We start from the raw sequence: 12540 nt of genomic DNA, 5'->3' as shown, positions 1-12540 counted from the left end.
GTACACCTCAAAACACGTTTAAAGTTTTTATCATGGCACTGTTGCAAGAACGCAAGCTCGAAATCTTTTCCGAATATCAAAAGCACCCCACAGACACTGGCTCTTCAGATGTTCAAGTTGCATTATTAACTGAGCGTGTCACCCAGTTGACTACTCATCTGAAGTTACACCCTAAAGATTTTTCATCTCGTCGTAGTTTGTTGAAAATCATTGGTCAACGTAAGCGCTTACTTGCCTACGTTCGCAACCAAGATCGCGCTCATTACAAACAGCTGATCCAAAGTCTCGGCGTAAGAGGCTAGGCTTAAAAGTTTAGGTGCGATCGCTTCACACTATAAGTGACTAGGCAAAATTAAAAAACTAGAGTCAAAATCTTTACCGCCCGCATAGCGGGCGGTAAAGATTTTGGAGTTTTATATTTAATTTTGCCTAGCTATTTAAAAAGTGTAAGAACAAGAAGCCAAAGCAAGGAGCAAAAGTGAGTAAACCAACCTCAGAACGTATTCCCTTCGAGCCGAATAATCGCAGTAAAAAGTCAAAAGAGTCTAAGGAATCCAAAAAGGCACCTTCTGCTCCTGTCAATGCGACCAAAACTACCCCGAAAAGTACTATCAATACCAACTCAAATACAAAGCGCAATGATTCTCTAGGCATACCTGAAGAGGTCAATCGTCGTATTGTGAGACGTGCCGCTTTATTCTGTGGTATTCCTACAGGCTTGGGTTTAACAACATTTATTGTTAGCTATTTTCTTGTAAGCAAACATATAGTCGATTTGCCAACTTCAGCAGTTGTTTTATTGAGTATGTTGTTTCTAGGTATAGGAGTTATCGGGCTCAGCTACGGAGCTATCTCTGCATCTTGGGATGAAGGTCGTATAGGTAGCTGGTGGGGATGGGAAGAGTTTAAAACCAACTTTGGACATTTAAGGGGCGCGTGGAAATCACAGCAGCAACTAGTCAAAGCTAATCAAGAAACTGCAAAAACAAATACTAAAAAATAAAAAAGAGACTCGCAAAGCGAGTCTCTTTTTTATTTAAGCACTCGTTGCAAAATTGTCTCGTGTGGCAAACCTTCTGCAAGAAATGAATCAACGATTTGCAGCCTTTCAGGTAAGCCGATAATGTAAATATTACAACTAGCACCTAGAGATTCACAGCTTGTCTGTACTGCCAATAATTCACGACCTGTTAGTCTTGTGAAGAAAGACGTAAGAATACCAGACTCTAAATAGCCTGTTGGCAAAGTATTGCCAGCGATCGCCCGAACATAGGGAGAGTTATAAGTTTTAACCAAAATAAATCCTTGAGATTGATATTGAGGATCGAACTCAAATTTGCCCCAGCCGTGAGTTATCCAACATTCTTTCAAGCTTTGAATGAAGGTAATCATATCCATCTCAGCAAGTGATTGTGAGTAATATTCCTCAAGAGACTCAGTAAAGCGCGTATAAAAGTTTTTTCCCCACCACTTGCCGCAGTTAAACAAAACCAATCTCGAAGCTTGACCTGTTTCTTTTGCCAAACCTGCATAAAGTGACGATATTAATGTGTCAGGAACTGCAATAAGGCGATCGCCTCGTCGATTTTCTAGTAGCCCAATTTCTAGATCACCTTTGACATAAGCGTTGTAGTCAAAGAAGTTAGAAGGGATGCGATTTTCCTTGATAAGATCAGCGACAGAAATCATAGTGGTTTGTCTCTAGTAGATTAGCGTGACTTGGGCGGCAGTAATCAAAGGCTGGATCAGGGCAAGTTGCGTAGAGCTAAGCTGTTTCTTTAGTCCTTGATTAAGCAATTTGTAGAGGATTTCATTGAGGCGACGCATATCGCGCATGGACATGATTCCTTCTAGCCAATTGAGCAATCTTTGCTTTAAAAAATTTTCATCATTGAGTAGCATTGCCATAGAGCTATAGCGCAAAACAAGGATCAAATTTTTAATACCCGACTCCAAGTCTTCGTCAGTTACATTAGGCAATTCTGCTGGGACTTGATCCGCTACTGACTGCAAAATATCAATTTCGCGATCGCGGATTAGTTTATATAGCTTTAAGCGATCAGGCAATGAACTAATGTAACCTTCCATTAGTCCTAGTTCATCTGAGACAAGATATCGATCTTGCGCTTGGTTAATTAGTTCTTGAATCTTCGGTATCATAGTTCTTATGTCACGAGAGTTAATGGTTTTAGTAAGATGGGCACAGAGTGACGCGCTTACTATACTTAGAAGAATTGAGAAATATCATCAAGAAAATCTTCAAGAGTTTCATTACTTGCGTCAATAGAGTTAATACTCGGCTTAGGCTCAGCTGAGGTGGCAGCAATTTCCGGAATCCCTGTCCAAGAAATTGCCCGAAAATATTCCCTTACCGACATTAACAAGCTTAATGGCGGAGATCCTTTACCGTTGTTGCTTGTTATTGGGGCGATCGCGCGATTTTCCCAATTTACACTTTGCCAAAAACTGCGTAATGGCTGTAAACGCCAGTCTGAGCTGCTCATTTTAGAAATTCTCCATTTCGCAAACGACCTTCGATGTCACGAGTCGTCGCTCCTTCATTGAGCCAGAACGAAGCTGCATCAATGCGATTTTTGCCACCGAGCAAGAATTTACAATAGTTTTCACCCATTGAATAGCACTGAATTTCAATACATTCCAGCTCTTTATTCACTAGATGCGTAAAGAATCCTGAGAACAAGCCTGCATATAAGTGACAAACTGGTTTGCCAACATCGCCAAGGCTACGAGCTACAGCAGAGTCAAAAACACTAATAAACATAAATCCTTGTTTGCGATCGCTCATATCTACCTGCCAACGCCCCCAACCCTGTGAGGTAAAAGGCCACCACCAAGTTTCTAGCAAGAAAGGTAGATTAGTCTGACGGATACTGCGCCCAAAATCGCGTTCAAACCATTTTGTGAAAAATAATGCATCTTGCTGCCCCCATTCACATCCAATCGAATACATGACGGCAGCCGAAGCTTCTCCAACTTCATCTTCTAATCCTTCTTGTAGCCCAATAATGAAATCTTCACTGGTAAGAATATTTCTTGAGCCATTCCAGTCTTCGATGATGCCTTTCTCAAGATCGGGCTGCAAAAAATCTTGCAGACTATAGTGATTGTTTTTTCTTTTCGCTCTGGTTGCGCTATTTGGACGATCTACAGCAACAGTCATAAGTAAATACTCCTATCCAAAAAATTATTTAATACAAAGCTAGTCTTGAGAATAAGAAAATGATAGTAAGCAGAATATGTCGATAAAAACTGATTTTGGCTCAGATATTAATCTGATTATTTTTACTCAAAAATATCGACTCTTTTCGTATTTGCTAATTGTTCTCCCACACTGAAATTGGTGTTTTCTAGTTGACGAACAACCGATCGCGTAATTAATTGACCAACTTCGACTAATGTCTGACCAGTAATCGGGCTAAGTAATGGTTTCTCACAACGTCTTCCAATTAAAGCTTCGATGTCTTGAATTGATTGAACATACATACCGACTGGCAGTTCAACTACAATTCCCTCACCCATCACTTTGGCTTGACAAGCAAGTCTAGAGTTGGGTTTGCACGTAGTGATAACTTCTAAAGTGCGCTGCTCTCGTTTACCCATTGGGCTAAGCGAAGACATACCGTCTTGAATATAAACGTGACAGGTCGCACACATGCCGCGACCACCACATTCTTTTAAAATACTTAGTTCGTCTCCCATTAAGCCAGACAGTAATGCACCATTTGTTGCAATATCTGCTACTTGGGCGATAGGCTCAATTCTTACACGCTTAGCCATTATTAGCTTGCCTCTACAATTGTTCCCCTTAATATTAAAGATTAGTTTAGCTCATTTAAGGTATGTTCATAGGGTATTTCCCGCCAAATTGCCTACTCTAAAAAAATGAAATGCTTCACGTTGTATCTTGATTAAGATCTCAACTTAAATAAAAAACTAAACTATTGTGGCGGGCGAAGGCGATCACAATAGTTTAGTTTTTTGAATTACACAAGTTATTTAATGCTCGAACTTTAGAGTAATATTTGCCTTTGACGACTATCAAGACAGTCTTTTTCTAGCATTTGATCGAAATTACGTATTACTTGTTTACAACGTTTTATATAAGCAGCTACCCATGATTGAATTTGCTGAATTTGTGCTGGATCGCAGCAGAGTGTCGCTTGTTTTGGATGTGATATTTGCCCACTGCGATCGATCTCAAACTCATCTAACCAAGATAAAGCGGGGCGACTAGATTTCCAATAGTTTGTGACTACGACCTTCCCCAGATATTGGGTCGTAAAGTGGCTCAGTTTATTTAAAGCTATTACAAGTTCATCTAACTTATACTCTTGCGGGTCATTTTTCGCTGATACTAGCTTAGTAGGACTTTCAGTAATTTGTGTAGAGTTATTGTTAGCTACAGCCTTAGCCGTAGGTGCTGATGTAGAAGATATGGCAGATGTAGGAGGCTTATTTATGTTTGACTGAGTCTGTACATTTGCATTATGTGCAGTTGTACTAGCTCTTATGTTTGCATTACTTGCCGTCGTACTTGCTCTTATATTCGAGGAGTTTGGTTGTCTCTCAGTGCGACTTCTCTCTTTTGCACCAGCAGATGTGGTGGCAGAGAGAGTATCTGGAGTTGGGTCAGCAATAGGATTAATCAATATCTGTTTAGCTGCTTCATTTTGAACCCTTGCTTGAGCATTGGCATTGGGCATACTTGCATTCCAATTGGAACTTGGCAAGGAAGGCTGAGTTGTCGGGCCTAATAAGAGCTTAAAGTGTGCGACTGTGTTGTATGTATCTGTTTCGAGCAGATGCTTGATTTTGGTAATGCCCCGACTGTAGTCAATCAGCTTCAGGTCGCTATCGGTAAGTACTAGTAGTACTAATCCATGTGTCAACTTGTAAATATAAACAGCATGACCTGCAAAGCAAAACTCAAAAGATTCAAACCCTTCTGGTACATGCTCAATAACTTGCAGTACTCCCTGACCTAATGCTTGCTTTGTCCTATCTAATACGGCATCAAGTCCGTAGAAATAAGGACGCATACGGCGGTTTGTGAGGGAAACCCCCACAACTCCTGCTAAATTCAAAAAATCTTGAATAACCTCCCGACTCATATTTTCTCACGCTGCTTCTATGATCGACATACCGTTCACCCTAGACCAATTACGCATTCTTAAGGCGATCGCTGCTGAAGGTAGCTTTAAACGCGCCGCCGATAGTCTATATGTGTCTCAACCCGCTGTTAGTTTGCAAGTCCAACATCTAGAGCGACAACTAGACGTTCCTTTGTTCGATCGCGGAGGCAGAAGAGCACAGTTGACCGAGGCAGGGCAGTTATTACTTTCCTATGGCGATCGCATTTTAAGCCTTTGCCAAGAAACTTGTCGCGCCATTGATGATTTGCAAAATTTAAATGGTGGGACTCTAATTATAGGTGCTAGTCAAACGACAGGAACCTACCTAATGCCCCAAATGATCGGCTTATTTCGCAAGAAATATCCTGAAGTCTCAGTTCAACTCCATGTTCATTCTACAAGGCGAACTGCATGGAGTGTTGCTAATGGACAGGTAGACTTGGCGATTATTGGTGGAGAAATTCCTGCGGATTTACTGGACTCTTTAGAGATTACACCCTATGCCGAAGATGAACTAGCGCTAATTCTACCAACGTCCCATCCCCTAGCTCAGGTGGGAGCTTTACCGATTGAGGAGTTGTATAAATTGCAATTTATTACTCTTGATTCACAATCAACGATCCGTAAAGCAATCGATCGCGTACTTCTTGATAGTGGCGTTGATCCGCGTCAGTTGGCGATCTCAATGGAGCTAAATTCGATTGAGGCGATCAAAAATGCAGTGCAGGCGGGATTGGGGGCAGCATTTTTGTCGATAACAGCGATCGAAAAAGAATTGCAAATGGGGGCTTTGCAGCAAGTCCGTATTGATGGAGTGGTGATCAAGCGGATGCTATTGCAAATTCGTAATCCTAATCGTTATCGCTCTAAGGCGACTGAGGCTTTTTGTAATGAAGTTTTGCCTGTATTTCGAGATAAAACCTAATAGTAAAGAGACGTGAAGCGTCCCTTTATTAGTCGCAAAGCAGTATAAGCACTATGGCGATCGCGATACAATAAAAAGCCTGACCTAAATTTTTACTTTTTACTTTTTACTTCACCCCATGAGCTATTTCCGCCCCGCAGTTGATGCTATGACTGGTTATGTTCCAGGTGAGCAGCCAAAGTCTGGCATCAAAGTCATCAAGCTAAATACCAACGAGAATGCCTATCCGCCTTCGCCAATGGCGATCGCTGCTTTACAAAATATTGATGGTGATTCACTGCGGCGCTATCCAGATCCCTTTGCTCATGAATTTTGCCAAGCCGTAAGTGATGTACTAGGTGTACCTAAGGATTGGGTAATTGTCGGCAATGGTAGTGATGATGTTTTAAATATTTTGATTCGGGCTTGTGCGGAAGGTCGCGATCGCAAAGTTGTCTATCCCATGCCGACCTATGTGCTTTATCGCACTTTGTCAGCGATGCAGCCTGCGGAAATAGTAGAAGTGTCCTATGGTGAAAATTTTGAATTGCCAATTGATGAACTCGTAAAAGCAAATGGTGCAGTGACCTTTATTGCTTCACCCAATAGTCCATCGGGACATATCGTACCTCTAGATGATTTACGCAAATTGGCACAACAAGTTTCTGGTGTTTTAGCGATCGATGAAGCCTATGTCGATTTTGCGGAATACTCGGCTTTGCCATTGGTGCAAGAGTTTGACAATGTGATTGTGTTACGCACTTTGTCAAAGGGTTACTCATTAGCAGGATTACGCTTAGGTTTTGGGATTGCGAATCCTCAGCTTTTATCGGGGCTATTTAAGGTTAAAGATAGCTACAACATTGATGCCGCTGCGATCGCAGTTGGCACTGCCGCCATGCGCGATCAAGAATACAAAAATACGAATGCTGAAAAAGTCAAAACCTCACGGACTAGACTTACTTTAGATCTAAAAAATCTTAGCTATAACGTACTAGAGTCACACGGAAATTTTGTGCTTGCCACTCCACCAAAAGGCAATGCTGAAGAGATTTATTTAAAACTCAAAGAATCTGGCATTTTAGTCCGTTATTTCAATCAATCAGGACTAGCTGATAAGCTACGGATTACTGTTGGTACTGACGAACAGAACAAGTCTCTGATTGAACAATTGGCTTTAATTTGTTAAGTCATCACAAACATAATTAGCAATAAAAGAAATGCCAAGCTTGTCATTTCTTTACGAATAAAAAATGGAGAATAGGAGGCTCGAACCCCTGACCTCTGCGGTGCGATCGCAGCACTCTACCAACTGAGCTAATTCCCCAATAGGCTATACATACTAGCACATTTGATAAAAAAGGCGGCGCATTGCGCCGCCTTTTTTATTTGTTGGATATAGGCGATCGCGCTTCACCGTTCATTAAAAAGCGCGTTATCTTCTGCTCGTATCCTGAGCCGTCGGGAAACTCAACTACTAGCACAGGATTTTTAATGTTTTCAGATGGGATTTGCAGCAAATATACATAATCGCCATTATGAAACTCGAAATAATTTCCTTGTTTAGGGTTATAGGTTCTCGCTGTGAGACTTACTCCCGTAGTGCCATTTTTGTTTACACTCCGATAGTAACGAGGTTGAGAGATATCTTTGGTATCAGCACAAATATATAGAGAATAATCCTTAGTTTCTGCATAGGCAAGAATCCCCCCAGTGCCATCACAGGTTTTGTCATTGGCTAGCTCATCGGTTAAGCCAGTCTTTAAATTCTCTGCGATCGCCTTGTTCCCATTTATTTCAGCACATACTGACAGGGACAAGCCCACTAATATAGTCGCCACAGATTTTTGGAAAATAGATTTAATTAAACGCATCTCAAAACCTCATACTTTTGCAACTTGAAATTACAGAGATACTCGTTACCCAAACCTTACTGTAACAACCCTGAAAACCTTTGTAATCAGCAACTTTGCCTATAAATTCAACGGTAGGTATTGCCTCGTGCTGCCTACTCTTGGTTTGGATTTGATATAGTTACTCCAAAAGACCTGACACGCATTCACTATGACCACGAGCCTCACCAATGACGAATCAACATTTCAAAAGATCGTGCGTCTTTTGCGTTGGCACAAACCCGCAGGAAGACTAATTTTGATGTTGCCTGCACTGTGGGCAACAGTTGCAGCCGCCAAAACTCAACATCAATTGCCGCCTCTTGATTTATTGGGTGTGGTGATACTTGGCAGCTTGGCAACTAGCGCCGCAGGTTGCGTGATTAATGATCTTTGGGATCGCGATATTGATCCGCAAGTTGATCGCACTAAAAATCGTCCTTTAGCTGATCGCTCTTTATCGATTCAAGTGGGGATCGCAGTTTTATTAGTCGCAGGTCTATGTGCTTTTTTACTATCGACCTATCTCAATCCTCTAAGTTTTGGGCTGTGCTTCGCTGCCGTACCTGTAATTGCAATTTATCCAGCTTGCAAGCGCTTTTTCCCAATACCACAACTCGTACTGTCGATCGCATGGGGATTTGCCGTACTAATCCCTTGGAGTGCTGTTACTGGCGGACTTGATCGCCATGCTTGGGAGTTATGGACAGCAGTGATCGCTTGGACAATGGGCTTTGACACAATTTATGCCATGAGCGATCGCACTGATGATCTCAAGGTTGGGGTTAACTCTAGTGCCCTCTTTTTTGGAAGATATGTAACAATTGCGATCGCCATATTTTTAGCGATCGCCCTTGGATGTTTGATTTGGCTAGGTTGGGAGATTCAACTTGGTTACGCACACTACTTTGCTTGCTTGACGGCAGGAGTAATATGGATATGGCAATGTAACAGACTGAATCAAGCTGAAATTCCGAGTGAGTTATACCAAAAAGCCTTTGGTCAAAATGTCTGGATCGGCTTTATTATTCTTACAGGAATGCTACCATCGACCCTAGGACTTAGCTAAACCATTAACCTAGGTTCCTACTACTGACGCATGATGCCTAGCTAGCCTCAGTCTGTTAACATCTAAGTTATAGATAGTTTAAAGAAATACATGAGCAATATTACAGAGAAGATCCAAGAAGAACTAAAACAAGCCAGAGAAACCTGCGAAGTTAGCGGTACTGGCTCCAAGGAATGCGCTGCTGCATGGGATGCAGTTGAAGAGTTACAAGCTGAGTCTTCACATCAAAAACAGTCAAAGGGTAAAAACTCCCTTGAAGTTTATTGTGACGATAATCCTGAAGCGGCTGAATGCCGCCTTTACGAAGATTAATTGCTTGAAATTTTGATAGCAAAGTATTTGCTAAACAGCATTCTGCAAATTTCAATAAGAAAGGGGGGGCGCTAAGCGCCCCCCTTTCTTATGTAGCATAAGTGTGGCTACACTTTCGAGAATTGATAAGCAAGCCCGTTAACGGTTTTAAAAGCACAAAATGGCAACGCCATTTTGTGCTTTTGGTATTACGCTAAAATTTATCTCTAAATCAGTAAATTTGCCAGATTGTCAGTTACATTTAAATTGAATCCCCATATTAGGGGGAATTCAGCGCTTTTCAAGCACATGAGATACAGGAATGTATTTCACTCGTTTGGCAAACGCTATAGTGAGGGACATCTATAGTTGCTAAAGAAATTTGTAGATAATAGGGAATAGGGTATGGCACAACTAAGCGTTATGGACTTGGCAAAGAAAGGTGATCCCCATGCGATCGCATCTTTGATCAATCGATCTCTAGCATCTAAAGGCATTCATGCCGAGGCTGAACTTGACGCAGAATGTCTGAGAATATCCTTACAAGCTTCCCAGATACCCAACCAAAAAGCGGTTGTGACAATTATTCATCGAGGCATGATCGTTTTGCAGGTCAGTCAAATCAAGCGAGTCAAAATTCTGACCTATCGCTCTGATAATCAATACCTAGCTTGGCAGGATGAAATCGATCTTGGCTACAAAGACGATCATAAACAGGTCGAAACAACTCCACCGATTGTCAAGGATACTAATGTCGAGCAAGATCAAAATATGAATCTTGTAAGTAATTCCAAAGGAGTCATCCTCGTGCAGAAGTTGTCTCAAATCCAGCAAAACTTGCAAGAGTATCAAGACATCATCGTCCGTTTCACTGATGAACAGGTTGGTACTGTGCGATGTTTAACTACACTCACAGAATTAATTCAGGTAATTAGTCAGCCTAGCTTCTTATTTGCGTCCGTCGCATCTAACCCTAATTTACGAAGTTTGCTCGATACGATCGCTGAATCTAGTAAAACAGATCAGCACGGCGATCAAGTAATTACTAACCTATCGATATTGCAACCAGGCCAACAATGGCAAAAAGCCAAAATCCGTCTAGTTACTAAGATATTTTTAGAACCTGCGGAACTTAACCAAAATCCGAATGAGCCAAAAGCCACACATCAAGGGCTTACTTTGGACTTGGTAGAAAGCAATCCTGAATCTATGACTGATGATCCAGATGTAGATCTAGACAATGCTAGTTCAGAAATAGAGCAAGATAATTCTGAAGATTTGATAGTTAATCTTGGCTCAGAATCTAATTCGCAAATACTTACTGCAAATTCATTATTTGACGATTTCCCAGAACCTTCATTACCAAGTACTCAATCAGTTCAAATAGTTAATGATATAACTGAAAATTCTAATTTTTCGGATTCACTATTTGATGACTTTATGAATGTAGATTCAGCGAATAGTTATCTTGAAAGTGAGCATTTATCCATTCGTCAAGTCAATGAAGAAACAAAGCCAACAAATGCAGATGATGATTTATTCGGTAATTTCTCGTCAAACGATGACTCTGTTAAATCTAGCATAGATGATTCAGAAGGTGATCTGGAGGCAATTAAATTAAGAATTCCCAAACAGAATCTGGATAAATTTTTGCAGCTAATGGATGAGGAAGAGAAGATTAAAGTGAAATCAGAAACTATCAGCAACAAAAAAGATATTGACAAAGATGCAATTAAACTAGAATCAGATCTTGGAGCAGTAACCATAGAGCGGATATTAGGCAATATGGAAACTATTACTCTAAGTGGGTTAAATTCGGAACTTTCATCTAATTTTGTCACATTGGAAGACCTTACAGAAGACTTAAATTCTGTTGGCTTCTAAATACCCAAAAAATGGTTCTGGGGCTTTGCCCCAGAACCATTTTTTGGGTTTATTGCTTGGAAGCCTCTAACTGTTCACAAATTTCTACTAAACGGAAGTTTGCAGGGAATTTTCCATCAGCTTTAATCTGCTTGACATATTCAGAAGGAATTCGCCAAAGAAGTTTACTATCTAAAGCCTTGATGATATCCCCATGATCGATTACGCCTGCTACTGATCCCACAGGCGATCGCACAATCACATAACGCAATTGTTTTTGTTCGAGGAGATTCACAACTGTGGAAATTTGCGTTTTGAGATCGACAGTATCAATTTCATCAAAGGGTTTAATTAGAGATTGCAAAGATTTTGATTGCCATTCGCTACTGTCAATATTGCGGATAGCCCCAGCCGAAATGATGCCGCGATCGCGCCCATTTGAGGAAGCGATATAAATAGGATTTGCATCTTTATCTTCCATTAGTAAGAATTTATCAGCAAATTCTCGCAATGAGATTTCGGCATCAACGAGGCGAAAATCTCTTGTCATCGCAGCTTCAGCATTAATATCAAGTAGAGCTTGCTGTAAATTGTTGAGATACAGATAGCCACCTGCATTGCCAAATAGAAACCATCCAATAAAGATCAGAAAAATACCGCCGATAGGAATACCACTGAAGCTGACTAAGCCTCCCAAAACCATCGTCATAATCCCGCAGAACTGCCCCGATCGCGCCGCCCATCGAATGCCAGTAAAGCGATCGCCTGTCAGTTTCCAAACCGCTGCTTTGAGAATATGACCACCTTCAAAGGGCAGCGCAGGGATGAGACTAAACACTCCAAATATGAGATTGATTCGGGCAATATTCAGCGCAATCATTGTCCAAATGGTGCGCATACTACCAATACTTTCGGGTAATGCCTCAATAGTTTTTGGATTACCAGAAAAAATCACATCCCCAGCGATTAGCCAAGCCGCAGTAAATCCGATCACACTCAAAAAAAAGCTAACTAAGGGGCCTGAAATGGCAATACTAAATACAGAGAAAGGATCTTTAGCTTCCTGCTCAACCGTACTTGCCCCACCCATAAACTGAATATTAATCGCGTTCACTTCAACGCCGCGTGCCTTGGACATAATGGCATGGGCAGTTTTATTGAAAGCGATCGAAAAAAAGAACAGGATAGCGGTGATTGCCCCATAGCCTAAAGAAAAAGATGGCGATAACTTGGTATAGGCAGCACTCAGCCAAACGGCAAGAAAGCCGATGACGAGAAACCATGATGAATCAATGTATATGGGAATGCCAGAAATGCTGCCGATGCGGATACCGCCTCTCATGATGTGCCTGTCCTAAATTTTTGTAC

Annotated in this window: 15 protein-coding genes and 1 tRNA gene; 7 read left to right on the top strand and 9 right to left on the bottom strand. The window is 41.3% G+C overall.

The annotated features are described in order from the left end of the window. Window positions 1-32 precede the first annotated feature (32 nt). Both rpsO and CQ839_RS03275 read left to right on the top strand, forming a co-directional pair. Window positions 33-302, top strand: a complete 270-nt coding sequence (gene rpsO / locus CQ839_RS03280; protein WP_103666967.1) for a 30S ribosomal protein S15 — start codon at window positions 33-35, stop codon at window positions 300-302. A gap of 176 nt (window positions 303-478) precedes the next feature. Then, entirely contained in the window at window positions 479-1003 is a 525-nt protein-coding gene (locus CQ839_RS03275; RefSeq protein WP_103666852.1) for a PAM68 family protein, read from the top strand. 29 nt (window positions 1004-1032) lie between these two features. Here CQ839_RS03275 and CQ839_RS03270 read toward each other — a convergent pair whose 3' ends face one another. The 6 genes from CQ839_RS03270 to CQ839_RS03245 all read right to left on the bottom strand — a co-directional run bounded on the left by CQ839_RS03270 (window position 1033) and on the right by CQ839_RS03245 (window position 5132). After that, window positions 1033-1689, bottom strand: coding sequence for a 4-vinyl reductase (locus CQ839_RS03270; protein WP_103666851.1), 657 nt, complete (start codon window positions 1687-1689; stop codon window positions 1033-1035). 12 nt (window positions 1690-1701) lie between these two features. Further along, the gene (locus CQ839_RS03265; protein WP_103666850.1) at window positions 1702-2160 is read right to left on the bottom strand and encodes a hypothetical protein; all 459 of its coding nucleotides are present in this window, start codon (window positions 2158-2160) and stop codon (window positions 1702-1704) included. Between the two features lie 65 nt (window positions 2161-2225). Further along, window positions 2226-2504, bottom strand: a complete 279-nt coding sequence (locus CQ839_RS03260; protein WP_103666849.1) for a hypothetical protein — start codon at window positions 2502-2504, stop codon at window positions 2226-2228. Continuing rightward, the gene (locus tag CQ839_RS03255) at window positions 2501-3181 is read right to left on the bottom strand and encodes a V4R domain-containing protein (RefSeq protein WP_103666848.1); all 681 of its coding nucleotides are present in this window, start codon (window positions 3179-3181) and stop codon (window positions 2501-2503) included. The genes CQ839_RS03260 and CQ839_RS03255 overlap by 4 nt, the downstream gene beginning before the upstream one ends. 122 nt (window positions 3182-3303) lie before the next feature. After that, entirely contained in the window at window positions 3304-3798 is a 495-nt protein-coding gene (locus CQ839_RS03250) for a 2Fe-2S iron-sulfur cluster-binding protein (RefSeq protein ID WP_103666847.1), read from the bottom strand. A gap of 233 nt (window positions 3799-4031) precedes the next feature. Beyond that, window positions 4032-5132 (bottom strand): hypothetical protein, encoded by a 1101-nt coding sequence (locus CQ839_RS03245; RefSeq protein ID WP_103666846.1) that lies wholly within the window; start codon window positions 5130-5132, stop codon window positions 4032-4034. A 19-nt stretch (window positions 5133-5151) separates the two neighbouring features. Between CQ839_RS03245 and CQ839_RS03240 the strand changes: the two genes are divergently transcribed. Further along, window positions 5152-6078, top strand: coding sequence for a LysR family transcriptional regulator (locus CQ839_RS03240; RefSeq protein ID WP_103666845.1), 927 nt, complete (start codon window positions 5152-5154; stop codon window positions 6076-6078). Between the two features lie 118 nt (window positions 6079-6196). Continuing rightward, window positions 6197-7246, top strand: a complete 1050-nt coding sequence (hisC, locus tag CQ839_RS03235) for a histidinol-phosphate transaminase (protein WP_103666844.1) — start codon at window positions 6197-6199, stop codon at window positions 7244-7246. A gap of 65 nt (window positions 7247-7311) precedes the next feature. Here the strand turns inward: hisC and CQ839_RS03230 are convergent. Both CQ839_RS03230 and CQ839_RS03225 read right to left on the bottom strand, forming a co-directional pair. Continuing rightward, a tRNA-Ala gene (locus CQ839_RS03230) sits at window positions 7312-7384 on the bottom strand. Between the two features lie 58 nt (window positions 7385-7442). Continuing rightward, on the bottom strand, window positions 7443-7931 hold the full coding sequence (locus tag CQ839_RS03225; RefSeq protein ID WP_103666843.1) for a hypothetical protein: 489 nt from the start codon (window positions 7929-7931) through the stop codon (window positions 7443-7445). A gap of 190 nt (window positions 7932-8121) precedes the next feature. On the opposite strand from CQ839_RS03225, the gene CQ839_RS03220 reads away from it, so the two are divergent. The 3 genes from CQ839_RS03220 to CQ839_RS03210 all read left to right on the top strand — a co-directional run bounded on the left by CQ839_RS03220 (window position 8122) and on the right by CQ839_RS03210 (window position 11193). Next, window positions 8122-9018 (top strand): 4-hydroxybenzoate solanesyltransferase, encoded by an 897-nt coding sequence (locus CQ839_RS03220; protein ID WP_103666842.1) that lies wholly within the window; start codon window positions 8122-8124, stop codon window positions 9016-9018. Window positions 9019-9108: 90 nt separating this feature from the next. Next, a complete protein-coding gene (locus tag CQ839_RS03215; protein WP_103666841.1) occupies window positions 9109-9330 on the top strand; it encodes a Calvin cycle protein CP12 in 222 nt (73 codons plus the stop codon). Between the two features lie 384 nt (window positions 9331-9714). Further along, window positions 9715-11193: a hypothetical protein gene (locus tag CQ839_RS03210; protein ID WP_103666840.1), complete on the top strand. Its 1479-nt coding sequence runs from the start codon at window positions 9715-9717 to the stop codon at window positions 11191-11193. Between the two features lie 49 nt (window positions 11194-11242). Here the strand turns inward: CQ839_RS03210 and CQ839_RS03205 are convergent, their stop codons facing one another. Continuing rightward, window positions 11243-12514 carry a site-2 protease family protein gene (locus CQ839_RS03205; protein ID WP_103666839.1) on the bottom strand — a complete coding sequence of 424 codons (1272 nt, stop codon included), beginning with the start codon at window positions 12512-12514 and terminating at the stop codon, window positions 11243-11245. Between the last annotated feature and the right edge of the window lie 26 nt (window positions 12515-12540).

It is taken from the genome of Pseudanabaena sp. BC1403, from assembly GCF_002914585.1.
GTDB lineage: Bacteria > Cyanobacteriota > Cyanobacteriia > Pseudanabaenales > Pseudanabaenaceae > Pseudanabaena.
Note: the sequence above shows the minus strand (reverse complement) of the source record. Positions and strands in the feature narration are given on the sequence as shown.

What these genes read in the sequence shown, in the direction of transcription:
- CQ839_RS03220 (WP_103666842.1), top strand. Translation starts at nt 8,122, where the DNA reads ATGACCACGAGCCTCACCAATGACGAATCAACATTTCAAAAGATCGTG.
- CQ839_RS03250 (WP_103666847.1), bottom strand. Translation starts at nt 3,798, where the DNA reads ATGGCTAAGCGTGTAAGAATTGAGCCTATCGCCCAAGTAGCAGATATT.
- CQ839_RS03205 (WP_103666839.1), bottom strand. Translation starts at nt 12,514, where the DNA reads ATGAGAGGCGGTATCCGCATCGGCAGCATTTCTGGCATTCCCATATAC.
- CQ839_RS03240 (WP_103666845.1), top strand. Translation starts at nt 5,152, where the DNA reads ATGATCGACATACCGTTCACCCTAGACCAATTACGCATTCTTAAGGCG.
- CQ839_RS03210 (WP_103666840.1), top strand. Translation starts at nt 9,715, where the DNA reads ATGGCACAACTAAGCGTTATGGACTTGGCAAAGAAAGGTGATCCCCAT.
- CQ839_RS03225 (WP_103666843.1), bottom strand. Translation starts at nt 7,931, where the DNA reads ATGCGTTTAATTAAATCTATTTTCCAAAAATCTGTGGCGACTATATTA.
- rpsO (WP_103666967.1), top strand. Translation starts at nt 33, where the DNA reads ATGGCACTGTTGCAAGAACGCAAGCTCGAAATCTTTTCCGAATATCAA.
- CQ839_RS03265 (WP_103666850.1), bottom strand. Translation starts at nt 2,160, where the DNA reads ATGATACCGAAGATTCAAGAACTAATTAACCAAGCGCAAGATCGATAT.
- CQ839_RS03215 (WP_103666841.1), top strand. Translation starts at nt 9,109, where the DNA reads ATGAGCAATATTACAGAGAAGATCCAAGAAGAACTAAAACAAGCCAGA.
- CQ839_RS03270 (WP_103666851.1), bottom strand. Translation starts at nt 1,689, where the DNA reads ATGATTTCTGTCGCTGATCTTATCAAGGAAAATCGCATCCCTTCTAAC.
- CQ839_RS03245 (WP_103666846.1), bottom strand. Translation starts at nt 5,132, where the DNA reads ATGAGTCGGGAGGTTATTCAAGATTTTTTGAATTTAGCAGGAGTTGTG.
- hisC (WP_103666844.1), top strand. Translation starts at nt 6,197, where the DNA reads ATGAGCTATTTCCGCCCCGCAGTTGATGCTATGACTGGTTATGTTCCA.
- CQ839_RS03260 (WP_103666849.1), bottom strand. Translation starts at nt 2,504, where the DNA reads ATGAGCAGCTCAGACTGGCGTTTACAGCCATTACGCAGTTTTTGGCAA.
- CQ839_RS03255 (WP_103666848.1), bottom strand. Translation starts at nt 3,181, where the DNA reads ATGACTGTTGCTGTAGATCGTCCAAATAGCGCAACCAGAGCGAAAAGA.